The 24,266-nt window shown below is 44.9% G+C and carries 23 protein-coding genes; 9 read left to right on the top strand and 14 right to left on the bottom strand.

Annotation, left to right across the window (positions count from 1 at the left end; genetic code table 11):
- Positions 1-35 precede the first annotated feature (35 nt).
- Positions 36-1,340, bottom strand: coding sequence for an acetylxylan esterase (locus BMX95_RS07200; protein WP_081201332.1), 1,305 nt, complete (start codon positions 1,338-1,340; stop codon positions 36-38).
- A 163-nt stretch (positions 1,341-1,503) separates the two neighbouring features.
- Here BMX95_RS07200 and BMX95_RS07195 point away from each other — a divergent pair, with 163 nt between their 5' ends.
- The gene (locus BMX95_RS07195) at positions 1,504-2,019 is read left to right on the top strand and encodes a hypothetical protein (RefSeq protein WP_081201330.1); all 516 of its coding nucleotides are present in this window, start codon (positions 1,504-1,506) and stop codon (positions 2,017-2,019) included.
- A gap of 21 nt (positions 2,020-2,040) precedes the next feature.
- A complete protein-coding gene (locus BMX95_RS07190; RefSeq protein WP_081201328.1) occupies positions 2,041-2,712 on the top strand; it encodes a hypothetical protein in 672 nt (223 codons plus the stop codon).
- 3 nt (positions 2,713-2,715) lie between these two features.
- Here the strand turns inward: BMX95_RS07190 and BMX95_RS07185 are convergent, their stop codons facing one another.
- The 3 genes from BMX95_RS07185 to BMX95_RS07175 all read right to left on the bottom strand — a co-directional run bounded on the left by BMX95_RS07185 (position 2,716) and on the right by BMX95_RS07175 (position 6,166).
- On the bottom strand, positions 2,716-3,015 hold the full coding sequence (locus BMX95_RS07185) for a hypothetical protein (RefSeq protein WP_081201326.1): 300 nt from the start codon (positions 3,013-3,015) through the stop codon (positions 2,716-2,718).
- A 543-nt stretch (positions 3,016-3,558) separates the two neighbouring features.
- A complete protein-coding gene (locus BMX95_RS07180; RefSeq protein WP_081201324.1) occupies positions 3,559-4,884 on the bottom strand; it encodes a citrate (Si)-synthase, eukaryotic in 1,326 nt (441 codons plus the stop codon).
- A gap of 181 nt (positions 4,885-5,065) precedes the next feature.
- Positions 5,066-6,166, bottom strand: coding sequence for an LptF/LptG family permease (locus tag BMX95_RS07175; RefSeq protein ID WP_081201322.1), 1,101 nt, complete (start codon positions 6,164-6,166; stop codon positions 5,066-5,068).
- A 257-nt stretch (positions 6,167-6,423) separates the two neighbouring features.
- Here BMX95_RS07175 and BMX95_RS07170 point away from each other — a divergent pair, with 257 nt between their 5' ends.
- On the top strand, positions 6,424-7,209 hold the full coding sequence (locus BMX95_RS07170; RefSeq protein WP_081201320.1) for a carboxylesterase family protein: 786 nt from the start codon (positions 6,424-6,426) through the stop codon (positions 7,207-7,209).
- A gap of 144 nt (positions 7,210-7,353) precedes the next feature.
- On the opposite strand, the gene tgt is transcribed toward BMX95_RS07170, so the two are convergent.
- Positions 7,354-8,493 (bottom strand): tRNA guanosine(34) transglycosylase Tgt, encoded by a 1,140-nt coding sequence (gene tgt, locus BMX95_RS07165; protein WP_081201318.1) that lies wholly within the window; start codon positions 8,491-8,493, stop codon positions 7,354-7,356.
- Positions 8,494-8,818: 325 nt separating this feature from the next.
- Here tgt and BMX95_RS07160 point away from each other — a divergent pair, with 325 nt between their 5' ends.
- The 3 genes from BMX95_RS07160 (at position 8,819) to BMX95_RS07150 (ending at position 11,347) form a co-directional block, all read left to right on the top strand.
- The gene (locus BMX95_RS07160; RefSeq protein ID WP_081201316.1) at positions 8,819-9,958 is read left to right on the top strand and encodes a glycosyltransferase; all 1,140 of its coding nucleotides are present in this window, start codon (positions 8,819-8,821) and stop codon (positions 9,956-9,958) included.
- Positions 9,928-10,578 carry a 16S rRNA (guanine(527)-N(7))-methyltransferase RsmG gene (gene rsmG / locus BMX95_RS07155; RefSeq protein WP_081201314.1) on the top strand — a complete coding sequence of 217 codons (651 nt, stop codon included), beginning with the start codon at positions 9,928-9,930 and terminating at the stop codon, positions 10,576-10,578. The genes BMX95_RS07160 and rsmG overlap by 31 nt, the downstream gene beginning before the upstream one ends.
- A 124-nt stretch (positions 10,579-10,702) precedes the next feature.
- Positions 10,703-11,347, top strand: a complete 645-nt coding sequence (locus BMX95_RS07150; protein ID WP_081201312.1) for a response regulator — start codon at positions 10,703-10,705, stop codon at positions 11,345-11,347.
- 367 nt (positions 11,348-11,714) lie between these two features.
- On the opposite strand, the gene BMX95_RS07145 is transcribed toward BMX95_RS07150, so the two are convergent.
- The 6 genes from BMX95_RS07145 to BMX95_RS07120 all read right to left on the bottom strand — a co-directional run bounded on the left by BMX95_RS07145 (position 11,715) and on the right by BMX95_RS07120 (position 17,805).
- The gene (locus BMX95_RS07145) at positions 11,715-13,736 is read right to left on the bottom strand and encodes a M1 family metallopeptidase (RefSeq protein ID WP_081201310.1); all 2,022 of its coding nucleotides are present in this window, start codon (positions 13,734-13,736) and stop codon (positions 11,715-11,717) included.
- 298 nt (positions 13,737-14,034) lie between these two features.
- Entirely contained in the window at positions 14,035-14,490 is a 456-nt protein-coding gene (locus BMX95_RS07140) for a PepSY-like domain-containing protein (protein WP_165758968.1), read from the bottom strand.
- 250 nt (positions 14,491-14,740) lie between these two features.
- The gene (rsmI, locus tag BMX95_RS07135) at positions 14,741-15,406 is read right to left on the bottom strand and encodes a 16S rRNA (cytidine(1402)-2'-O)-methyltransferase (protein WP_081201306.1); all 666 of its coding nucleotides are present in this window, start codon (positions 15,404-15,406) and stop codon (positions 14,741-14,743) included.
- Between the two features lie 71 nt (positions 15,407-15,477).
- Positions 15,478-15,723, bottom strand: coding sequence for a phosphoribosylformylglycinamidine synthase subunit PurS (gene purS / locus BMX95_RS07130; protein WP_081201303.1), 246 nt, complete (start codon positions 15,721-15,723; stop codon positions 15,478-15,480).
- The gene (locus BMX95_RS07125) at positions 15,720-16,484 is read right to left on the bottom strand and encodes a CDP-alcohol phosphatidyltransferase family protein (RefSeq protein ID WP_081201301.1); all 765 of its coding nucleotides are present in this window, start codon (positions 16,482-16,484) and stop codon (positions 15,720-15,722) included. The genes purS and BMX95_RS07125 overlap by 4 nt, the downstream gene beginning before the upstream one ends.
- 28 nt (positions 16,485-16,512) lie before the next feature.
- Positions 16,513-17,805, bottom strand: a complete 1,293-nt coding sequence (locus BMX95_RS07120; protein WP_081201299.1) for an aminopeptidase P N-terminal domain-containing protein — start codon at positions 17,803-17,805, stop codon at positions 16,513-16,515.
- Positions 17,806-18,230: 425 nt separating this feature from the next.
- Between BMX95_RS07120 and pckA the strand changes: the two genes are divergently transcribed.
- Complete coding sequence (pckA, locus tag BMX95_RS07115) at positions 18,231-19,835, top strand: phosphoenolpyruvate carboxykinase (ATP) (protein WP_081201297.1); 1,605 nt, start codon at positions 18,231-18,233, stop codon at positions 19,833-19,835.
- Between the two features lie 180 nt (positions 19,836-20,015).
- Entirely contained in the window at positions 20,016-20,543 is a 528-nt protein-coding gene (locus tag BMX95_RS07110; protein WP_081201295.1) for a DUF922 domain-containing protein, read from the top strand.
- On the opposite strand, the gene BMX95_RS07105 is transcribed toward BMX95_RS07110, so the two are convergent.
- The 3 genes from BMX95_RS07105 to trpS form a co-directional block, all read right to left on the bottom strand.
- Complete coding sequence (locus tag BMX95_RS07105) at positions 20,540-22,018, bottom strand: alkaline phosphatase family protein (protein WP_081201293.1); 1,479 nt, start codon at positions 22,016-22,018, stop codon at positions 20,540-20,542. The two genes, BMX95_RS07110 and BMX95_RS07105, sit on opposite strands and share 4 nt — an antisense overlap.
- Positions 22,019-22,025: 7 nt before the next feature.
- Positions 22,026-22,661 carry a deoxynucleoside kinase gene (locus tag BMX95_RS07100; protein ID WP_081201291.1) on the bottom strand — a complete coding sequence of 212 codons (636 nt, stop codon included), beginning with the start codon at positions 22,659-22,661 and terminating at the stop codon, positions 22,026-22,028.
- Positions 22,662-22,760: 99 nt separating this feature from the next.
- The gene (trpS, locus tag BMX95_RS07095) at positions 22,761-23,768 is read right to left on the bottom strand and encodes a tryptophan--tRNA ligase (RefSeq protein WP_242673154.1); all 1,008 of its coding nucleotides are present in this window, start codon (positions 23,766-23,768) and stop codon (positions 22,761-22,763) included.
- A gap of 200 nt (positions 23,769-23,968) precedes the next feature.
- Between trpS and gatC the strand changes: the two genes are divergently transcribed.
- Complete coding sequence (gene gatC, locus BMX95_RS07090; protein WP_081201289.1) at positions 23,969-24,265, top strand: Asp-tRNA(Asn)/Glu-tRNA(Gln) amidotransferase subunit GatC; 297 nt, start codon at positions 23,969-23,971, stop codon at positions 24,263-24,265.
- Position 24,266 lies beyond the last annotated feature (1 nt).

Raw genomic sequence — 24,266 nt, 5'->3', positions numbered from 1 at the left:
ACAGGTCTACCCAACGGCAGACCTGTTTGATAAAATCATTTTACCAACTGCTTTTTCATCCAGTCAATAGATTCCTGGTTGGTTTCTTCAAACCGCCAATGACCGGTAATAGGTGTATTAACAATTGTTTTGGGTGCTTTGATGGTATTCACCGCAGCAAAAACCGATGTGGGCGGACAGGTATTATCATTGAATCCCCATGAATAAAAACCCGGCGCCGTTATTTGTCGCGCAAAGTTTACCACATCATAATAACCGATGGTTTTTAATTTTTCGGGGGTATCATTAACGGCCTGGCTGCGGGCATTCAGCAGATGCGGCCATCCGCCCGCTCTGTTATGCAAATAGCCGGTCATATCGCAAAGGGCCGGATAAAAGGCAGCCAGACAGGTTACCCGTTTATCAAGGGCCGCAGTGACAATAGTTAGCGCCCCACCCTGGCTTCCGCCCGTTACTACCACATTTTTTCCATCCCACTCAGGCTGGCTGCATAAGAAATCGATACTTCGCACACAACCCAGGTATACCTTTTTGTAATAATAATTTTCGTAGTCATCCAGCTTATCGGTCATATAGTCACCAAAGGCATTGCTGATGTTGCGGTACGTGTCAACATCCAACATCGGCGAAATGCCATGGATCTCGATACTGAAACTAATAAACCCCTGTTCTGCATAAGCCAGAGAAGGAAGTATGCTTTTTACCCCGGCTCCCGGTGGCGTAAAAAGCACCGGGTATTTACCGGCCGCTTTGGGCTTGCACAAATACCCATATAAGCGTTGTCCCTTTTTGTAATTCTGCAGGTTCACCAGGAATACTTCAACCGATGGCGTTGCGTATTGCGGCAAAGGCGTTATTATAACGTCCATCGGTACTTTATCGGCCTCGGCTTTTGCCTTGTCCCAAAACTGGTTAAAATCTGCAGGCAGGGCTACCGTGGGTGCTATTTTATCGGGTGAATACGCCACTTTTATCAGGTCGTTATAGGAGTGGCCCCCGTATTCGGTTCTGACCACCAATTGCCTGAAACCCGGTTCTTTGCTGGTTCCCAGGTCAATTTTTCCCTGGCCGTCTTTCAAAACCAGGCTTCCTTTTTTATCGGCCGGCAACATTTCGGGGCCCATTTCATAACTAACGGTGGCATCTTTTAAGGGAACGCCATACCTGAAAACACTTACCTGAACAGCGGCAGACTGATTCACTTTATAATTCCAGTCTACAGCATCGGGGGTAAGTACAAACTCTATTAATTTACGGGGTGCTGGGGAATTCTGTGCCCTGGCGGTTACAGTCAATAAGACACTTATCAGAGAGGCTAAAAATACGTGGCTCGCTTTCATTGTGTATAATTCCGGTTAGTCGTGAAGGAATGGCTGTAAATTACGTTAAGCCAGGGCTAAATCACATCATAAATATCCATAATACAGCAGTAACGTTATGGATTTCCTCGCACAATCAGTATCTTACGCCCGATTTACCCGGTATCCTAACCTGATTTAAAAGATGAAAAGATTTGCTGTTATTCTATTAACTGCGCTGGTGTTTGCTCATTGTGCCGATAGCGACGGGGCCAAGGATAGCAAACCAAAACCCAGTACTCCTAAAAAAACCGAAAAAAAGGCGGCGGTTAAAACCACGCCCGCTACCCCTGTTTTCACCGGTCCCAGATTGGAATTTCTTAAATCGATCCCCGGTTCCATTGATGGCTGTGGCGAATTTTTTACCTACGACACCTGCAAATTAAGCGACGAAAAGTATGTTTTCCTCTCCGACATGGGCGATTTCGCACTGATCAGGATCAAAGGAAAAGACATCGAACTTAAAAAGAACAGGCGTGAGTCGAAACAATTAACCGCCATCAGCTCCATTGAAGTGTACTATGCCGTAGGCTACAAAGTAATAGTGCGTAAGAAGGAAGAAAAGGTGGTAGATGAACTGTATACCTATTCCGGCACCATACAAATTATCAGTAAAAAAATAAAAACTACGTTTAAAGTGCGGGGCGAAGGTGGGTGTTAGGTTAGCAATAATACTACCGTTATGAAAAAATTGTTCTTCCTGGCAGGTTTGGTCACCCTGTTCAGTTGCGATCAGCCCAAACCTATACGATCAAAAGGCGGCACACCCTATAACGGCCGCTTTAAGGATCTGTTTGCCCAATTTTTCAATATGGGACTCGACACCCTGGAAGTACATTCGCCCGATACCACTACCAGCGTATTCAATGGCCGCATCATCGATAGCGTGAGCGCCCAACTGTTTCCGGCAGAAATGGCGCAGCACCATACCAGCGAGAACCCGGAGCTTTTCGCCATTTATAAATTCATGCTCGATAGCGCCCGCATGGGCTTATTGGCCAGAACCCCTTCCGAATACGAGCCATCCTCCATTAAATTATTCCTTTGGGACAAAAGGAAAGACAGCCTTACTTCCTATATGGAGCTTGGCGAAACCTGGGGCGATGCAGGCGATTACCTGTACAAAAAAAGCTGGCTGTTCAGAGATACCAGCAGCAGGCACATACAGGCATTGATTGAGGTATTTCAGGGTCAGGACAACAGTGTTGACAACCCGAAAGACACCACCCGCGACGAACGATATCTTTATACCCTCATAGACTTTGCAAAAAATGGTTTGGATACCATTTTTATGGACGAAGAAAAACTGCCCGCAAAATACAGTGTGCTTATTAAAAAGAAGGGGCCGCGGTAATAGCTAGTCTTCCTTGTGATTTTTAAAATAATCCTTAATTAAAGCCGTATACAGTTTATTACGGGTAACGTTCAGGCGTACCTGGGCAGCGCTGGCTAATTCTTCATTGGCCATAATTCCTTTTGCCCGGAAATGAGCCTCATACATCTTTTCCTGCACCTGTAATTGTTTGTCGGTAAAGACAACATTACTCATATTAGGATACTTGCTCATAACGGTTTTATCCCCGTATTGCTTGAATACAATTTCCTTGTTCAACTGCCCCGAAAGCAGCCTCAACAGCACATTTTTACTAATAGCCATAATGGTAGTTTTTGTATTCTAAATATACTTAAATAATACCTTAAGGTCAATTTTAGGGACCTTCTATCTTTAGGCTTTTTTAAGGTATTTTTAGGGTTTTCCCAGGCTAATCCCAGGGTTCAAACCCAAGGATAACCCTAAGATGACCTTAGGAATACCCCAGGATGACCTTAGGATGAAAGAGGGCGAAAATTAAGTTAAGACGTTGACAGGTTAACACGTTGATAAGGGAAGAAGAGAGTTGATTAGGTGGAGAGAGACAGGAAGGAAGTTGATATGTTGACGAGTTAACAGGTTGACGAGGGAAAAACAAAGAGCAGAGAAAGGATTGAAGGAACAATAAGTTGAATTCTTGTGCGAGGTTGTATTTCCCCCCTCCACCGGAGGGGCAGGGGAGGCTTTGCTGAAAAGTTGACGAGGTGGCCTAAATATCGCGAGGCTTGTCATTGCCCATTGCCTATTCCCCATTGCCTTCCGCCTCTTAATAACAAAAAGGCCTCACCTTTTGGTGAAGCCTCATATAAAGAATAATGTGGTTCTTAACTAATCTCCCCAGATATCGTCTTTGCCATCGAGCCAGGCTTTTACCAGGTCGGTAGTTACTGATTTGGGGCGCTCCAGTGCAAAGCCGAGGGCTCTGTCCCAGATAAGGCTGGCCAGTACACCCAGTGCACGGCTTACGCCAAACAATACGGTATAAAACTCGTATTCTTTCAGGCCATAGTGAACCAGCAGGGCACCGCTGTGTGCATCCACATTCGGCCAGGGGTTTTTCACCTTACCCAGTGATTCCAAAATTGGCGGTACTACATCATAGATATTCCAAACGATCTGAACCAATGGATCTTCAGGGAAATGGCGTTTTGCAAAATCCATTTGAGCAGAGAAGCGGGGATCGGTTTTACGCAATACAGCGTGACCATAACCCGGAACTACTTTGCCTGAAGCAAGGGTATTTTTTACGTAGGTCTCTATTTGTTCTTTGGTAGGTACTTCTGTTTTCAGTTCCTGCTGCATCTCCATGATCCATTTCACCACTTCCTGGTTAGCCAGGCCGTGTAAAGGACCCGCCAGGCCATTCATACCTGCAGCCAGGCTCAGGTAAGGATCACTTAAAGCAGAACCTACCAGGTGTGTTGTATGGGCCGATACGTTGCCCCCTTCATGATCGGCATGAATGGTCATGTACAAACGCATCAGTTCTTTAAAGCTTTCATCTTCAAAACCGAGCATGTGCGCCAGGTTACCTGCCCAGTCGAGCAGACCATTCGGTTGAATATGCTGGTTGTTATGATATTTACGGCGATAAATGTAAGCAGCTACGCGGGGCAAACGGGCAATCAGGTCCATGGAATCATCGAACACGGCATCCCAATAGTCTTTCTTGTTCATGCCTTCTGCATAGCGGCGGGAGAAATTACTTTCAGTTTGCAGGGCCATAATACCCGTTACAAACATGGTCATGGGGTGAGCGGTTACTGGCAGTGCGTCAATAGCAGCAAAAACGTGATTGGGAACATGTGAACGGCGCTGCCAGCTGCTGGTGATATAGGCTACCGCTTCTTCATCGGGCAACTCGCCTATCAACATCAGGTAGAAGAGTCCTTCGGGTAAAGGTTCGGTACCGCCATTGTGTTTTGGTAAATTCTTTTGTAAATCGGGGATCGAATAACCTCGAAATCGGATCCCTTCTTTAGCATCGAGCAGTGAGGTTTCTGACACCAGGCCGGTGATGCCGCGCATACCCTGGTAAATCTGGGACAATTGAACTTCGCCGATCTTTTTAGAACCATTTTGCTTTAACAGCTCTTTAACCTCGGCCGCATGAGCTTCTGCTTTTACCTTAAACCGATCTTTAAGTATTCCCATGATGCAGTATGATTATTTGAAAATTTGAAAGTAAATCACAACATATATATAATTGTGAGGGAGAAACTTTGGCTAAAGTTATAACAAACCCTCTCAAAAGAACAAAATTAATTCAGCAATGATTACTATTGAAATAAACAACAATTGTTGGTCTATATTAATGTTTCTTTAATGCATACATTTATTTTGGAGCAATACGATACATCCAGACTGCAAAAATTGAAAATATAATATTAGGCGTCCAGGCTGCCAGCATGGGCGGAAAATTCCCTTTCGTTGAAAAGGTCAGTGAAAATTTATCCATCACCACAAAGAAGGCTGCGGCAATAATACCTACTGCCAGATTAAATCCGCTTCCACCGCGTGTTTTGCGGGAAGCTACCGATACGCCGATCAATGTTAGAATGAATACAGAAATCGGGTTAGCGTCGCGCCGGTAACGTTCTACTTTATAATCGTTCAACCCTTCCGCCCCGCGGCTCTCCTCGCCCTGTATATAGCGTTTCAGTTCGGGGGTGGTCATTTTATCCTTCAGGTATTTATCGAACTTGATCTCGCTCGGCTTCAGGTTTATTTTCAGGGTCATTTCAGGAATGATCTTCGTGATCTCCTTTACCCCTACGATCTTCCGTTCTACCGCATTCTGAAGCTTCCAGGTTCTTTTTGCGGTGTCCCATCTCAGGTAATCGGCCCGCAGGTTATAGATCATTTTGTAACCATCCAGGCGGTCCATATAAAAATCGTTGGCCGATTTGGAAGCAGTATCATAGTTGCGCATGCCGGCAAACGTATTGCCATCTACCCGGAAATAATAATTGCGGGTACGTTTGGCGGCTTCGCCCTGCTCGTACGAGCTTTTATTATCGATATAATTTGCCTGAAAATTGGCGCGTATCAACATGGCTTTGGGGATCCAATACTGGGTAGCCACCCAAAAAGTACCGCCCAGCAGCACGGCCCCTAAAAAGTAAGGACGTAACATCCGGTTGAACCGGACGCCGCCAGCCAGAATGGCTATCAGCTCACTTTTCCCCGCCATTGATGAGGTGAAGAAAATTACCGCGATGAACACCATCAGCGGAAAGATCATGGAGATGATGAAGGGAACGAAACCTAAATAATAATGAGTAATGATCTGGCCGGTTGACAACCCCGATTTCACGAAGTCGTCTGCCTTTTCACTGGTATCGATAGCTACGGCAATTACAGAGAAGATCAACACCATGAATACGGTGGTGGAAATGAACTTCTTTAAAATGTACCAATCAATTTTTTTTATCATTCGGTAGCACGCAATGTACGGCGCGACAAATGTAGCAACAAAAGGGCAGTTTGCTAACCCCCGGCATTAGTTCTTAGTTAAACTTTAGGAATCAGCTAAAATAGTAACTTCCCTGAATGAAAGTAAAGGCAGAGGGCAAAGGGCAGAAGGCAGAGAAAGAAAAGCTGCAAGCGATACACCTCTGCGCGGAACTCCGCGTCGCGGATCTCTGCCTTCTGCCTTCTACCCTTTCCAAAACTTACTAACGAAAATACCATATGTACAAACTCACATTAACATTACTACTGGCGTTTGCCATGACAAATTTACCGGCCCAGTTTCAACAATCGTATGAAAAGAAAGAATTCATCAGCGGCGGCGACACCCTGCGGTATCGCATATTGTACCCCCTTAACTACAATGCCAATAAGAAATACCCGCTGGTGCTGTTCCTGCATGGAGCCGGTGAACGGGGCAATGACAATGAGGCCCAGTTAATACATGGCGGTAACCTGTTTGCCGATTCAGCCATGCGCCAAAAATTTCCAGCCATAGTAGTATTTCCGCAATGCCCGCAGAATGACTGGTGGGCGCGTATAATCCACGACCCCAATAAAAAAGATTCTCTGGGCGCTTTTGGGTTCGTAAGCGATCAACCTATTGGTACAAGCCTTGGCCTCGTAAGCCAGCTGCTCGATACCCTGGCTGCCAGTGGTACCATCAATACCAAAAAGATGTACCTGGGCGGATTGTCAATGGGCGGCATGGGCACCTTTGAATTACTGTGGCGTAAACCCAATTTCTTTGCTGCAGCCATTCCTATTTGTGGAGGCGGCGATCCGCAAAAAGTAACGACCTATGCCCGTAATTTCCCCATCTGGATCTTCCATGGAGGCAGCGATCCCGTTGTGCCGGTAAGTAATTCACGCCTCATGAACAATGCCCTGAAGGCCGCCGGCGCCAAAGCAACATATACCGAATACCCCGGGGTAGGACATAATAGCTGGGATAATGCATTCGCAGAACCGGAGTTGTTGAAGTGGTTGTTTAAGCAAAAGAAGTAGGAAAGGGCAGAGGGCAGAAGGCAGAGGGCAGAAAAAAATACAAAAGCCGGCAACTTGTACAGGTTGCCGGCTTTTGCTATCTATATTGATTGCTCAAAGTTCGCGAGGTTATCTCTGCCTTCTGCCCTCTGCCTTCTGCCCTTCTTACAATCTCGTCTGCAACCTTACCACCATCTCATTCTTCCAGGAAACAAAATCCCCTTGCAGAATGTGGTGTCTTGCCTGGCGTACCAGCCATAGATAGAACGCCAGGTTATGCACGCTGGCAATGGTGAGGCCCAGAATTTCTTTTGCCTTGATCAGGTGGCGCAAATATGCTTTGGAGTAGTAATTGCTCACCAAACAGTCGATGCCATCATCGAGGGGTGAAAAATCGTGCTCCCATTTCTTATTATCGATATTGATTACGCCTTGCGAAGTAAACAGCATGGCATTACGGCCATTGCGGGTAGGCATTACACAGTCAAACATATCAACCCCCAGGGCAATACATTCCAGAATGTTCCAGGGAGTGCCCACGCCCATTAAATAACGGGGCTTATGTACGGGTAAATTATCGCAACACAAACCGCACAGGTCGTACAACATGTTATCGGGTTCGCCCACACTCAATCCGCCAATGGCGTTACCGGTTGCTTCTTTTGAAGCGATGTGTTCGCAGGATGCCTTGCGCAGATCGGTATAAGTACTTCCCTGTACAATGGGAAACAGGTTTTGGGTATAGCCGTATTTGTCGGGAGTTTCATTGAAACGTTTAAAACAACGGTCGAGCCAGCGATGCGTCAGGTGCATCGATTTTTCTGCATACTTATAATCGCTGGGGTATGGCGGACATTCATCAAATGCCATTATAATGTCGGCGCCAATGGTTCGTTGTATATCCATTACCGCCTCGGGCGAAAACATATGTTTCGACCCGTCGATATGTGATTGAAACAATGCCCCCTCTTCTGTTATTTTACGGGTGCCGGCCAGGGAGAACACCTGGTAACCGCCGCTATCAGTTAAAATAGGTCGATCCCAGCCATTGAAACGGTGCAACCCTCCTGCTTTTTCCAATACTCTGGTTCCCGGGCGTAAATACAGGTGATACGTGTTTCCCAGTATGATGGATGCATTTACTTCCTCTTTCAACTGTTGCTGACTCACTGCCTTTACACTGCCAACGGTACCTACCGGCATAAAGATAGGCGTAGCAATTTCACCATGATCGGTGACAATATGTCCTGCCCTGGCTTTTGACTGGTTATCGGTATGTTGTAAAGTGAATTGTAATGCGGCCATTTGTTCTTAAAAATTAGCCCGCAAAGATAATGTGTTGCATCGGGTTTAGAAAAGCAGCGGGCAGAAGGCAGAGGGCAGAGGGCAGAGAAAAATACAACCGCAGCACGCATAACTTCTGAAAACAAAAGCCGTCAACTTGTACAGGTTGCCGGCTTTTGGTATTTATACTGATTGCTCAAAGTTCGCGAGGCTATCTCTGCACGCTGCCCCACAAGTTTTCCGCTGAAACTCTTATCAGATGGGTACAACTTCAAATTAAAAACTCATTAGTTTATCCTATTTTCGTGCAAAACCTTCACGGACCGTGCCTAAATTAATTTCTCTTATGGGCGAGATACAAACATTTTTCATAACCTGGTGGCCTTGGATCCTGTTTTCACTGTTTTGTCTGGTTATTCTGATCCAGTTAATTTACTATATCGCATTTTTCAGGCGCGTGGCTTTTTTCAAACCTGCCTCAAAAGAGAAAACGCAAACCCATGCAGTGAGCATTATTGTGTGTGCCCGCGATGAAGCGAATAATCTTACCAAATATTTACCCGGCGTGCTGGTGCAAACCTATCCTACCACACATGAATTGATTGTGGTGAACCACAACAGCCAGGATGAAACCCGATACCTGCTCGATGAGTTTAAAAAAACTTTCAAGAACCTGCAGGCCATCAACCTTGAACAGGAAGCCCTGGGTATTCCTGGTAAAAAATACCCGTTGTCGATAGGCATTAAAGAAGCCAAACACGAAATATTATTATTGACCGATGCCGATTGTGTCCCTGCTTCAGAATTCTGGTTACAAAAAATGCAGGAGGCTTATCATGATGGGGTAGAGATTGTGCTCGGTTACGGTGCTTACAATAAAAAACCCGGCGTTCTGAACAAGATCATTCGTTTTGAAACGTTCCATTCGGCCCTGCAATACATGTCGTATGCGCTTGCAGGTTTGCCCTATATGGGAGTGGGTAGAAACCTGTCGTACAAACGCGAATTGTTCTTCCGCCAAAAAGGTTTTTCAAGCATCAACCACGTAGCCAGCGGTGATGACGACCTGTTCATTAACCAGGTAGCTACCAAACACAATGTGAATGTGGTGCTCGATCAGGAAGCATTCACCCTGTCGGAACCCAAACGCAAATTTGGCGACTGGGTTCGCCAGAAGAACCGCCACTACAGCACCAGTAAATTCTACAAACCGGTTCATAAATTCCTTTTAGGATTATATTCCACCTCTCACTTTTTTCTGTATCCCCTGTTTGTTTTATGCCTGTTGTTCTTCGACTGGCGTTTGACTCTGGGCGTTTTTGGCGTCCGCTTCCTTTGGCAGGCGGTAGTTTATTACAACGCTATGAAAAAGATGAATGAAAAGGATCTTTTTTACTGGTGGTGGATTTTAGATATCTGGATGTTCATACATTATTTCATCTTTGCTCCTTCAATATGGAGAAAGCCCAACAAAAACTGGAACTGATCACCAAATATTTCGGTGATTTTACCCCTGTTCAGCTTCAACAATTCGCCGCTTTAGACGAACTGTACAACGACTGGAACAGCAAGATCAATGTTATTTCGCGTAAAGACATGGAAAGCCTGTACGAAAAACACGTACTGCATTCCCTGGCTATAGCCACTGCTTTTGAGTTTAAACCCGGTTCAACCATTGTTGACCTGGGCACAGGCGGTGGTTTTCCGGGTATACCCCTGGCCATCTTTTTTCCTGAAGTAAAATTTCTACTCGTAGACAGCATTGGTAAAAAATTAAAGGTAGTAGATGCAGTGGCCGCAGCACTGGAACTAAAGAACGTTACTACCCGCCATACGCGCGTTGAAGAGATCAAAGACCGAAAGTTCGATTTCGTGGTATCGAGAGCGGTGGCGCCATTAAAAGACTTATGGCAATGGTCGAAGCCCCTCCTAAAGAAACCTTCGCCCAACAGTGAAAATCAAAAACCAGGGCTTATCTGCTTAAAAGGCGGCGACCTGGCCCAGGAGATCTCCGAAAGCGGTTGCAGACCCCGTTTAATGGAAGTACATGAGATCTTTGGCGAAGAATACTTCAAGGAGAAGTATATGTTATATGTTTCGCTGTAAGCCAATGGGTTTTGTTTCTACATCTTTAGCTTTCAATCAGTAACATTCAGGGTTTTTATTTACAGCAAATAAAACTACCTTAAAGTGGTATTTTACGTTTCGGCAAAAAACTGAACTTTGTACCATGATGGATATTACCGTATGTATCGTAGACGATACAAAAGATATTCGATCTGCACTGGAACAGATCGTAACGATGTCGGAGGGATACCGGTTAGTGGGAAGTTGTTCAACCGCTGAAGAAGCGCTGGTGAAAATTCCCGATCTGAAACCGAATGTGGTGTTGATGGATATCAACCTGGGTGAAGGAGAAAGCGGCATCGATGTGGTGAAGCAACTGAAGGCAGATTATCCTGAGATCCTTTTTATGATGTGTACGGTGTATGAAGACGACGAAAAGATCTTCGAAGCATTGAGTGCCGGCGCCAATGGATATATTTTAAAGAAAACAGCCCCTCATAAATTACTGGAAGCCATCAGGGAATTACAGGAAGGCGGCGCTCCCATGAGCAGCCAGATCGCCCGTAAAGTAGTAAACGCTTTTCAACAAAACAAAGCAGGCGCAGAAGCTACAGATAACACCCTCAGCGTTTTATCGAACCGGGAGAAAGAAATTCTCGAATTACTCGCCAAAGGCATGCTGTACAAAGAAATTGCCGCCAGTTTATTCATCAGCCAGGAAACAGTGCGCAAACACGTATATCATATATACGAAAAACTCCATGTCAATAATCGCGTTGAAGCTATTAATAAGTTCTTTGGTCGCTAATTTCGGAGGAGGTAAAGTCGCATAAGCATTTTAGCACAGCAAAAATTACCCACAAAGTAGTATTGTTTAAATTCTAATACGAGACTAGCTTTGCATCTGGTTGTGCCACATCAAATACTTACATGCCATTTTACCTTCCTGTGCTCTGTTTATCAATAACCTTATTTGAAAGGGGGCCGTTCATTCAAGGACGGCCTTTTTAATTATTACCTGTTTAGTTACAACAAAGGGGCAGTCCGCCATGGCGAACAGCCCCTTTGCTTTTAAATTTTATGAAGTAAGCCCTAAGAAGTATGAAATATGAAATTCGTGGGCTTCGTACTTCCTACCTCTTACTTCTTACCTCGCTTATATCAGCTATTCCTTGTTACCAGGGAATATCCAGTTTATTATTCTTTCTATCTACATCTGCCATTCGCATGGAGGGATCAATTTCAATGATCTTTAAATCGGTGATCTTGCGATTGATCTCGAATGTATACTGCGGGTTTGTCCATTTCCAGGGTTCATATACATTGCGGGGGATGGTAGCATCTTCCACCGGCTTTTGGCCAAACATCAAGTACATAGGTACATACGCCAATAACTTGCTGCCATCTTTGAAAGTAACCAGTACATCAACAGGCATGGGCATGTTTCCTATGCGACGCATCCTGATCTTTGTTTTACCACCTTCTTCCCACAAACTATCAATACCATAATCGATTGTTTTGGTAGTATTCACAAAATACTCGCGGTACCAGTCGAGCTTTATATCACTCGCCTTTTCTGCCACGCGAATAAAATCATTTACGTTGGGATGTTTAAAATGCCATTGGTTGTAATAATCGATCAGAATCTTATCGCGCAACTGGGCGCCAACAATGTATCCCAGCTGTTCCATAAACACCTCTCCTTTTGAATACGAAGCCAGGCTATAGGCAAAGTTCGTTTCAAAATGATCGGCGTGGGTGGTCAGCGGTTCTTCCAGCCGGCTGGCTACCAGACCGAAATAATTATCATAAGCATCTGCGTGTGGGCTTTCAGCGGTCAGGTATGATTTGCTTTTTGTAAGTGAATCAACCAGCGTTTTCTTACGCGGGCCTGTACCTGCGGTATTCTCTGTTACTGCTGAACCGGAAACTGTTTGGTAATAATTGGTTACCAGCGATTCGGCATAACTGGTAAAACCTTCATCCATCCAGGCATATTCCGATTCATTGGTGCCCATCATCCCCTGGTACCAGCTATGCATCCACTCATGAAAGGCGGTGCTTACACTGGGGCCAACGATCAATGTACTCATGGGGTATTCCATACCGCCATCGCCGCCATGTATAAACGTATATTGTTTGTAGGGATAAGCGCCGAATTTCTTTTCAATAAACGGCAACACAATTACGGCTGCATCGGCAATGCGGTTCCACTCGGCATCGAACCATTTAATATAGGCATCGGCATTGGCGTAATCCTTTTTCTTTTCGGGCGGTAACGCTTCGTATGTTCTGCGCAGCAAATCTTCTTCGCGGTTATAGATCACGTGAATGTCTGGCCCGCCGGCAATGGTGCGCGTTAAATGTACATACTCCGGATCGGCAGCCCACATAAAGTCGTGCACATTGGGGGCTACAAAACGCCAGGTCAACGTAGGACCAGTGGGCGCCATTATCCTTACATTAGGCGCCTGGTAGCCAAACCCAACCTGGTTGGGATTTTGTAAATACCCGGTTCCACCGATCATGTATTTTTTATCGATAGTGATGTTTACTTCATAATCGCCCCAAACACCATAGAACTCGCGGGCTACATACGGCGTGGGATGCCAGCCTTCATAATCGTATTCACACATTTTAGGATACCACTGGCTCATGGAATAACGCACACCCGTATTCGGGTTATCGCGGCCACTGCGCCTGATCTGTAAAGGCACCTGCGCTTCAAATTCCATTTCAAACACCACTTTTGCTTTGGGAAGAATGGGTACAGACAGCGGTACTTCCAGAATGGTTTCTTCCACCGTATACTTTTGTACAATGCCGTTCATTTTTAACGACAGCACTTTCTGATAACCTATTTCTTCAGGTTTCAGGTCCTGAATGCGGTCTTTTACACGAGGATCCCAGTCGGCCCGGCCATTGGTTCTTTTTTGACCCAATGCACGGCTGCGGTTATCCATCATACTATTGGGTTGAAAGGCATTCCAGTATAAGTGATAGAATACTTTTTTAAGGGTATCGGGAGAGTTATTGGTATACTCTAACCGTTGTTTACCGGTAAACCGGTTGGTAGTTACGTTCATGGCAACGTCCATCGTGTATTTCACCCGCTGTTGCCACCTGTCGGGTTGCGCCCAGGCCACCACTGCTAAAAGAGTACAAGTCGTCAGCGTATAAATCCTTTTACGCATCATGTGAGTTTTATTTTAATGAGGTTTTCGAGTGCGGAAGGTAGTCAAAAAAGAAAAATGTTAATTAGTTATACTTTATAACCGGTTGCTGTTACATATTTGTATATAACCTTGCCGCTTGATCAAACACAAGATTTTCGACAATAAACGTCCTGAATTGCCTTTTTATAATAATATGTAATAGTTTTGAGCGCATTCATTTAGAATACATCTTTCCGGGTTTTAGCAATTCAACAGCATAAACAGGAATCCCCCCGACACGTCGGGGGGACTTGTTTTTATAGCAATGTTTTTAACTATACTACAGGGTAATATTATCTCTCAGTAACCGGCCGGTGCTATCGAAAAACAATTGTTTTTTCTGGATATCGTTTTTCTGAATATCGAGGCGGTATTGTGTTTTGGCTTCGCGCAGGTCTATTTTATATGCTTGTTTTATATTCCATTCTTCAGCATACTTACTCTTTTGAAAGCCGTCTTTAACGCCACCGGGGATGTTAGCGTCTTCTATTTTATTTTCGGTGCTTTGCCAAAAGCCTTTGTTGGTAAACTTTGCTTCGTAGTGTACTTTATCCTGATCGAAGGCGGCGGTAAAACCGCTTAACCGGTCGCGCCATTCAACATTCAGGGCGGAGGGGTATTTCTGCCGGAAAGCTTCGGTCACTTCAGCCGGAACTTTACGCACCTGTGCATCAGCGATATTATATAGGGAGATAGTAAAACACAGCGCCAGGCAGTAATTAATGAATTTTTTCATAACTAAATGCATATTTATAGGTTACCATGCAAATTTCAAACCTTGTTGCCATACATAAAACAAAAAAATAGTTAATAGTGAAGCGGGAAGGGCAATGGGCAGTGGGCCTTGACGCGGCCCTCATACTCCGCCAGCGGGCGAAGCCCAATATCACCGCTATCAACTATATCAACCTGCAACTGCATAATACTTATGCCATACTTCAATCCCTTATCAACTTGTTAACCTGTCAACGTGTTAACCTGTCAACTCACTCCTTCCCTGCCAACACAATAACTATCTCCCCTTTCACTTCTTTTTTCTGAAAATGTTCAACCAGCTCCTGCAGGGTACCGTGTGCATTTTCTTCATACATTTTAGACAGCTCACGGCTTACACTGCATTGGCGGTCGGCGCCAAAGTATTGAACAAATTCCTGCAGGGTTTTAAGCAGGCGGTGCGGTGATTCATAAATGATCATGGTACGGTCTTCTTCGGCCAGCTTCTTCAACATGGTTTGCCGGCCTTTTTTTGGCGGAAGAAATCCTTCAAATGTAAAGCGGGTCATGGGCAATCCGCTGTTCACCAGGGCGGGAACAAAAGCGGTAGCGCCGGGAAGACATTCTACTTTTATACCTTGTTTAATACACTCCCGAACGAGCAGGAAGGCGGCATCTGAAATACCGGGGGTACCGGCATCTGAGATCATCGCCATCTTCTTACCTTCCTGTAACTGGCTTACCAGGTGTGGCACTATCTGATGCTCGTTATGCATGTGATAAGTGGTAAGCGGCCGCGTGATCTGGTAGTGGTTCAATAATTTGCCCGATGTGCGTGTATCTTCAGCCAGTATAAGATCAACCTGCTTCAACACCTCCAGGGCCCTGAGCGTGATATCCAGCAAGTTACCTATGGGTGTTGGTACTATATACAGCATAGTTGATAATGCGCTAATATGTTGATGTGCCTCTTGTAAGAGGCACATCAACATATTAGCTTATCAAAACATTAGTTAATTACGATTTCGAAATACTCCATTACCGGATTGGCGAGTAACTTTTTGGAGGCTTCTTCGGCAATTGCTTTTGCCTGATCAGGGGTGTTGGCTTCAACCTGCAGGGTGATGTTCTTTCCTACCCGTACATCCTGAATATTACCCAATCCCAGATTTTGCAATCCACCCATTACGGCTTTTCCTTGCGGATCGAGCAATTCTTTTAACGGCATTACCTTCACCTGAACTGTATAGGTCATGTTGTAGCTTTATTTTTGAACGCCAAAGATAAGATGATGTAAAGAATAAACACAACCGGCACTGCCATCCATTTTAATAATATGCCGGCTATTATGGCTGCTGCCAGCAAAATAATCTTGGGCAGATTGCTTTTTACGGAGAAATTTTTAAATTTCAGCGCCATCAGCGGCAGGTTGCTTACCATTAAATAGCTCAACACCACAATAATACCATACCACACCCAGCGATTCTGTAACAAACTGGCCATATCTGCATTCGAATACCAGTAAATGAGTGGCAATGAAGCAACCAACAACCCTGCTGCCGGCGTGGGAACGCCTTTAAAGCCATATTGCTGGGAATCATCGATATTGAACTTGCCCAGGCGGAAAGCAGCTGCACAGGGTATCAGCATTGCAGGCATTAACAGTATAACAGGCGCTTCAACCCCATCGGGCAAACCTGCATAACTCAACCGCAGAAACTGGTACACGATCATACCGGGCGCCACACCAAAGCTTACCACATCGGCCAGTGAATCGAGTTGTTTGCCCAATGGCGATGTGGCATTGAACAGGCGGGCAACAAAACCATCTAAAAAATCCACCACAGCGGCCAGTGCTATGAATAAGGACCCCAGCCATATTTTTTCGGGAATTTCCAGCAACTGTGTCCCCTGCTCATCACTTACTATAATAATTCCATTTTGCAATATGTAGATGATCGCAATACAGCCAAAGAACAAATTGAGTAGAGTGAACAGGTTTGGTATGTGTTTCATGCTTGCAAATTAGCTTATTCTTTTTCGTTTATTTTTTCTTCATCCAGGCTTCAATATCATCTGCCTTAATGGGAATCTTTGCCATCAGGTCTTTGTTGCCGGTTTTGGTGATCCATACATTGTTCTCGATACGGATGCCCATTTGTTCCTGTTCTATGTAAATACCCGGTTCAATAGTAAATACCATCCCCGGTTTAATGGGTTCGGTACGTGTGCCCAGGTCATGTACATCGATCCCTAAATGATGCGAAATGCCATGATATAAATACTTGCGGTAAGCGCGGTTGTCCTTATCCTCATTCTTCACATCGCCGGGGCTTAACAATCCCAGCTTTACAAACACTTTGGTAGCTTCCGCTCCTACTTTATCGGTATAATCAACGATGCTGATGCCTGGCTTCAAAATGCTTTTCGCATAGTCATGCAGGCGTAAACAACCATTGTACACGTCTTTCTGCCGTTTGGTGAACTTTCCATTCACGGGAATTGTACGGGTTAAATCGGCACAATAACCACCGTATTCGGCGCCAAAATCCATCAACACCAGCTCGCCATCTTTACATTCCTGGTTATTGAATACATAATGCAGAATGCGGGCACGGTCGCCACTGGCAATGATGCTGCTATAGGCCGGTGCAGTGGCGCGCTGTGACAAAAACGAATGCCAGATCTCCGCCTCTATCTCATATTCCATTACACCCGGCTTTATGAATTTCAGCAGTCGTTCAAACGTTTTTTGGGTGATATCTATTGCCTGTTGCATTACGGCAACTTCCTGGGGCGATTTAATGGCCCGCAGGTCTTTCATAATACGGGCGCTGCGTTTGTACTGATGCAGCGGGAATTTCTGCCGCATTTCTTCTGCATAGCGGTAATCACGTACCGGTACCCAGTTCGATTTGCGGTCGTTTTCGTTTGTGTTCAGATAAATGGTATCGGCCAAATGGATCCAGCCCTGCAATACCGCTTCCAGGCTGTCGAGCCAGATGATGGTTTGAATACCCGACATTTTCCTGGCTTCTTCTGCCCGCAAACGCCTGCCATCCCATTTCTCTTTCATTTCATTGGGGCGCACCAATACCAGCACTTCGCGAAGTTTTGGATCGGGGTTACCAGGAAAAAGGATCACCATGGTATCTTCCTGGTCAATACCGCAAAGCCAGTACAGGTCGCTGTTTTGTATGAACCGGTGAGTGGCATCGCCATTGGTTGGCAGTTCATCATTGCTGTTGAAGATCGCAATCGCGTTTTTATCCATCCGGGCAACAAAACGTTGACGGTTCTGGATAAAAATGGCAGGATCGAGTGGCAGATATTTCATGTAGTTAAATGTTTATAATAAAGAGCACTTTTATTGATCCGGTAAAAATAAATGAAAACGGTCAACTTAAAGCAGTAACCGGTTACCCGATGCCGGTTATGGGCAAAGAGAACAGCCTCTAAATCATTAACATGCAATTACTGTTCAGACAGCTGTAGTCAACAAACGGTTTGAACCGGTAACTGAAAACCGGGAAACCGGTACCCAAAAACTGATGAATAAACAGGTAAAAAAATCAGGTTTTAGTACCCATTCAGCAAAACCGCATGAGCAATCAATGCGATCTTACCCTAACAATCGTTAGGTAGATAATTCCCAATAAACTACCCATTGTATTAGAAAATATTCAAAAATGTATCGAATACCGCCATTGGCGTGAATAAATTTTAATATTATCTTTGACGCTCAAACAAACGAACGCTTGTATGTCATTATCAACTATTGCAATCCCAACGAGAGGACTTGAGGAGCTGGGGCTTCAATCAACCAACACATTGCATTATCAGTTAAGCGCTGAAGAGTTAGTGCATGACAGTTTACGATTAAACCAGGGCGAACTGAACAACACAGGTGCGTTGGTAGTAAAAACAGGTGAATTTACGGGCCGTAGTCCGAAAGACAAGTTCATTGTTAAAGATGAGATCACTGAAAATTCCGTTCACTGGAATGATTTCAACATTCCACTGGAGGAGAAATATTTTCACTGCATACGCAAAAAGATCCTTGATTATTTGAATGCTCAGCCCGAAGTATGGGTGCGCGATTCCTATGCCTGTGCGGATCCCCGCTATCGCCTGAACATTCGCGTAGTTAACGACAACCCCTGGGCCAACCTGTTTGCCTATAATATGTTTATGCGCCCCGAGGAAGAAGAACTGGACAACTTCAACCCCGACTGGCATATACTGGCCGCACCCGGTTTGCACCTGGATGCGCAGGAATGTGGCGTTCGTCAGCACAATGCAGCCGTGATCAGCTTTAAACACCGCACCATTTTAATTGCGGGCAGCGCCTACACCGGCGAGATCAAAAAAGGCATCTTCTCTATTCTCAACTATATTTTACCCCACGACAAAGGGGTGCTTAGCATGCACTGCTCCGCTAATATTGGTCAGGATGGCGACACCGCTTTGTTCTTTGGCTTAAGCGGAACCGGTAAAACCACCTTAAGCGCCGATCCCAACCGCAAACTGATTGGTGACGACGAGCATGGCTGGACCGACACAGGTGTATTTAACTTTGAAGGCGGTTGTTATGCCAAATGTATTGACCTGAGCCCTGAAAAAGAGCCGGCCATTTATGCGGCTATCCGCAATGGCGCTCTTGTTGAGAATACCAGCTTCTTCCCCGGCACCAATGAAATTGATTTTGCCAACAAGACCATCACCGAAAATACACGCGTATCATACCCATTACATTATATCAGTAATGCTATAGAACCTGCTGTGGGTGGCATACCTGAAAATATCTTCTTTTTAACCTGCGATGCCTACGGCGTGCTGCCCCCGGTAAGCCGGTTAACACCTGCCCAGGCCATGTACCAGTTTATTTCAGGATATACGGCTAAGGTAGCAGGAACAGAAGCAGGTGTTACAGAACCTAAATCTACGTTCAGCGCCTGTTTTGGGGCTCCCTTCCTACCACTGCACCCTGGCCAGTATGCCAGTATGCTGGGTGAGAAACTGAGAAAACACAACGTGAAAGTATGGCTCATCAACACCGGCTGGACGGGCGGCGCATATGGTACGGGTAACCGCATGAAACTGTCGTATACCCGCGCTATGATCAGTGCAGCCCTGGATGGTAAACTCGACAGCGTGGAATATGAAATGAACCCGGTTTTCGGCGTAGCGGTTCCTACCAGTTGTCCGGGAGTACCCGAAGCAATCCTGAACCCACGGAATACCTGGGCCGATAAAACTGCTTACGACAAAGCAGCCGAAAGTCTGGCTAAACAGTTCATTACCAATTTTGAGAAATATGCATCAGGGGTGACGCCCGAAGTTTTGGCGGCGGCTCCAAAAATATAATCGACGTTTTTTGTTTTAGTTTCAGATTTTTTAATGATATTAGAACGCTTTTTGAGAAAAAAGCATTTCGGTCTCAACGATTACTTTGCCATAGAAAAGGTTGTCTCATAAAATGGGACAACCTTTTATGTTTTTATTTCAATTGATTTGAATTAAGTTGCTGTTGTTTTTGTAGCATTTATGAGCAAAGCCGCGTTGTCATTATTATTTGTGTGTATCACCGTTATACAGGCGAACAACCTGATTCCCTGGAACGCCTCCCGCAAACTTACCTGGAGCGATTTCAAAGGCAATCCCGATCTGCATTCCTCCAACGCTGCCCTTACCAGCAGTAATATCAATATAGAATACGGCTATGACGAAAAAGGATTTCAATATTCTATTAGCTGCAGCTTCGACAAAAACCGTTCGTGGGTACGTATAAAAAACAATGAAGTGCTGGCCCATGAACAAGGCCATTTTGATATTGCAGAAATAAATGCCCGCAAGTTGAACAAGCTTATGAAAGCTTACCACTTCAACGCCAAAACCGCCCAAAGCGATCTCAACAAGCTGTATGAAGATGCCATGAAACAGCACCGGTTACAGCAAACCCAATACGATCAGGAAACAGATTATTCGCGTAACAAACCCAGACAGGAGGAATGGCTGACAAAGATCGATCAGCAATTAAAGGAAACGGCGCCTTTTGCCAACTACCATAATTAACGAACAGTGGAATCTTTCTTAAGCGGGATCTGTTGGCCAAACATAGTATTGAACAACAGGGGAAATTGATTTACATTACTTACACTATCATACCATAAATGGTAATCCTTGTTGGGAAGATAGATGGCATTGAAATTCGTAAAGCCAAAAAATTTACCCGGCAACTTATTGGCCTCGCGATACCCATGATCGCTCATCACCATAATCACCGCTTTACCCTGCGTGGCTGTAAGCAACTGATCGAGGTACTGCATCATCCGTTTATTGGTATACACCAGGTATTGCAGGTACAACCCATCGGTTCCTGCCGTTTTATTGTCTTTTACTGCGTTGTAGGTATTGGCGAAATTGCCGGTACTGTCGTAGATAAATGGTTTATGCGGCATAACGAGGTGGAGGTAAGTAAAATCGGGCGATTGTTTTTCTGCTGCGGTCAGCGCACCCTGCATTTGTGCTTCATGAGCAGTCACCAATCGCTTATTCAGCCAGTTCGCTACGCCGCTTAAATCAATATAATTCTGCGGTTCCCCATAAATGATCCGCCTTACAAAACAGGAATACAACATGCGAAAGGTGATCAATTCTATACCCCGGGGAATCATACTAAAATAATAATCGGGTTCAATACCACCTACTGTAAAAGGTGTATAATCATGAATGGTGTAGTGGAACTGTTTAAAGTAGTCAACTACGGCATTGTGATTTATCAGCCCGATCATACTTTTATAAGTATCCTCTTTATGATGGGCTAATTCTGTTTTTTGAAGGTACCGCATATTGAGCATGGAGGCCATGGAAAAAGCGGTGGAGGAATAGTTGCTGCTGGAACGGGTATTTACATGAAACCCTTTTTGTTTTAAGAACGATTCAAAGACGCTGTTGTCATAATGATAATATTCCTGTAAACCAGATGAGCTCAGGTATTCATCCAGGATGATCAAATATACATCTGGTTTAGCCGCAGTATCGGCCAGCGGCTTTATGGTTTCTGTTATTGCAGGCGTTGAAGCAGGTTTTACCGTAATGGCCTGCCATAGTATTGAACCGGTATCGAACAACGTCAGTATTAAAAATACCAGATTTAAGTAGCCATTTAATTTAACCGGTGATCTTTTGTATTTAAACAATGCTATAAACGTACCTGCACTTAATAGTACCACTACCGGTAATAACCGGGGAAACAGAGACCACTTATAAAGCGATGGATGAACCGACAGCGCGTCCTGAACGGCATAAAAAAAGAGGTACCAGAAAAACAGCACCGTTACCAGCAAAGCGGCTTTATGTGCATCGCGGTACATTTTACGAAACAGGAAGAACAGCAGCCAGGCTACGGCACTTAATTCTACGATCAGTAATAACAACGATGGAATGGGGATGAAGCCTACAAATTCACTATAGCCATGCAGTACAAAAAACAGCACCAGCCACTGGAAATTAAAAGGGGCTTTCAGAATTTGTTGAAGCTTTTGCATATAGCTGTTAGAACAAACCGTACAACTGGGAATCTATCTTGCGAATGATCTCGCCAAGGTGTTCATCATTTTCAGGAAACTTGTTCTTATCTATATCAATTACAAGCAGGGGGCCTTCTTTGTAGCCATCGATCCATTTATTGTAGAAGTCGTTGAGACGTTTCAGGTAATCGAGCCGGATATTCTCTTCATATTCGCGGCCCCGTTTCTGTATTTGTGCAACCAGCGTAGGTACCGATGCTTTCAGATAGATAAGCAGATCGGGTGGTTGCACCATTGTTTTTAAGGTTTCAAAAAACATGAAGTAGTTATCGAAATCGCGCTTGCTCATTAACCCCATTTCATGCAGGTTAGGCGCGAAGATATAAGCATCTTCATAAATAGTGCGGTCCTGCACAATGGTTTCGGTACCGCGGTGAATATCGTTCAGTTGTTTAAGACGGCTGTTGAGGAAATAGATCTGCAGGTTAAAACTCCACCGGGGCATATCATCATAAAAATCGAAGAGATAGGGATTGTGGTCTACGTCTTCAAACTGGGGTATCCAGCGATAATGTTTACTGAGCAGCTCGGTGAGCGTAGTTTTGCCCGCACCGATATTACCCGCTACAGCAATATGCTTCGGTTTCTTTGTTTTTGCCATTATAATAGAGTTCTATCCCGTTTCGTCCCCAATTGTGAGGACAATCAAAAATTTAAGATATTAATTCTTTCCGGTTTTAAGCCTGTTGCCCGTTCTTTTTTAATAATAATTCAACCCAATGGCCTGGCGAACCACCTGCAAAGTAGCCTGTGCGCTGATACGGGCTTTTTCAGCTCCCTGGATCATCACTTTTTTCAGATAGTCGGTATCCTGCTGAATGGCTTCGGCTTTTTCGCGTATAGGAGCGATAAAGTTTACCATGTCTTCGGCCAGTTGCTTTTTCAGATCACCATACCTGATGGTACATGCGTTATAGTCTTCTTCGAACTTCTGAACGGTATCTGGCGTGCTTACCAGCTTCATTAACAAAAAGATGTTCTCGATGTAATCGGGCTTAGGTGTGTTAGGTTCGGTGGGACCGCTGTCAGTTTTGGCCTTCATCACTTTTTTGCGGATCTGATCATCGGAATCACTGAGGTATAGGGTAGCGTTTTGGTTCTCACTTTTACTCATTTTGCCACCGCCATCCAGACTGGGCACTTTAACGAGTTCACTGCCATAATTAAAAGCCACCGGTTCGGGGAATACTTCGCCATAATGATGGGCAAAACGGTTGGCAATATTACGCGCCATTTCCAGGTGTTGTTCCTGGTCTTTACCCACCGGTACCAGTTTGGCACGGTGTAACAAAATATCTGCAGCCTGTAATACCGGGTAGGTTAACAAACCGGCATTTACGTTGTCAGGGTGCTGACGCACTTTGTCCTTAAAGGTAGGCGTCTTTTGCAGCTCCCCTACCATCGACATCATATTCAGGTACAGGTAAAGTTCTGAAGTTTCATAAACATGGCTCTGGCAGTACAGGGCACATTTATCGGGATCGAGGCCACTGGCCAGGTGCTCGGCCAGTACGCGGTGTATGTTGGTCTTTAATTCCTTTGTATCAGGATGGGTGGTCAACGAATGCAGATCGGCCAGCATAAAGAAGCAGGTATATTCTTCCTGCATGCGCACAAAGTTGCGCAGGGCGCCAAAATAGTTACCCAGGTGTAAATAACCCGTTGGGCGGATGCCGCCCATGACAATCTCTTTCTTAACACTTTGCATAAGGAGGGCGAAGATAAGGAAAAGGGTTATTTACCAGGTCTATTCTTTACTGATAGCTCATTCACAACCAGTTGCAGATTTTGGGTAGCCAGTGCCCGGTAACCCCTTCATAATTAACCATTCACCACTTATAACTACCTTTTGCCTATTGCTTATTGTCATTTGTTTATTGACCAAAATAATCAGCTATTTTTGTTTGCATGGAAGTAAATGACGCATTGGTACAGAACCTGGCCAACCTGGCCCGACTGCAGTTTAACGAGCAGGAAAAAGAAATAATAAAGAAAGACCTGCAACGAATGATTCATTTTGTCGACAAACTGAATGAAGTGAATACGGAAGGGGTGGAACCGCTTTTACATATGACCGATGCCATCAATATATTACGCGAGGACCAGGTAAAAGGCTCCATAACCCGCGAAGAAGCCCTTAAAAACGCACCCGACTCAGACGGTACGTTCTTTAAAGTGCCCAAGGTTATTAAAAAACAGGAATAAA

Source organism: Niastella yeongjuensis, assembly GCF_900110245.1.
Lineage (GTDB): Bacteria > Bacteroidota > Bacteroidia > Chitinophagales > Chitinophagaceae > Niastella > Niastella yeongjuensis.
This window is presented reverse-complemented; position numbering and strand designations above follow the sequence as displayed.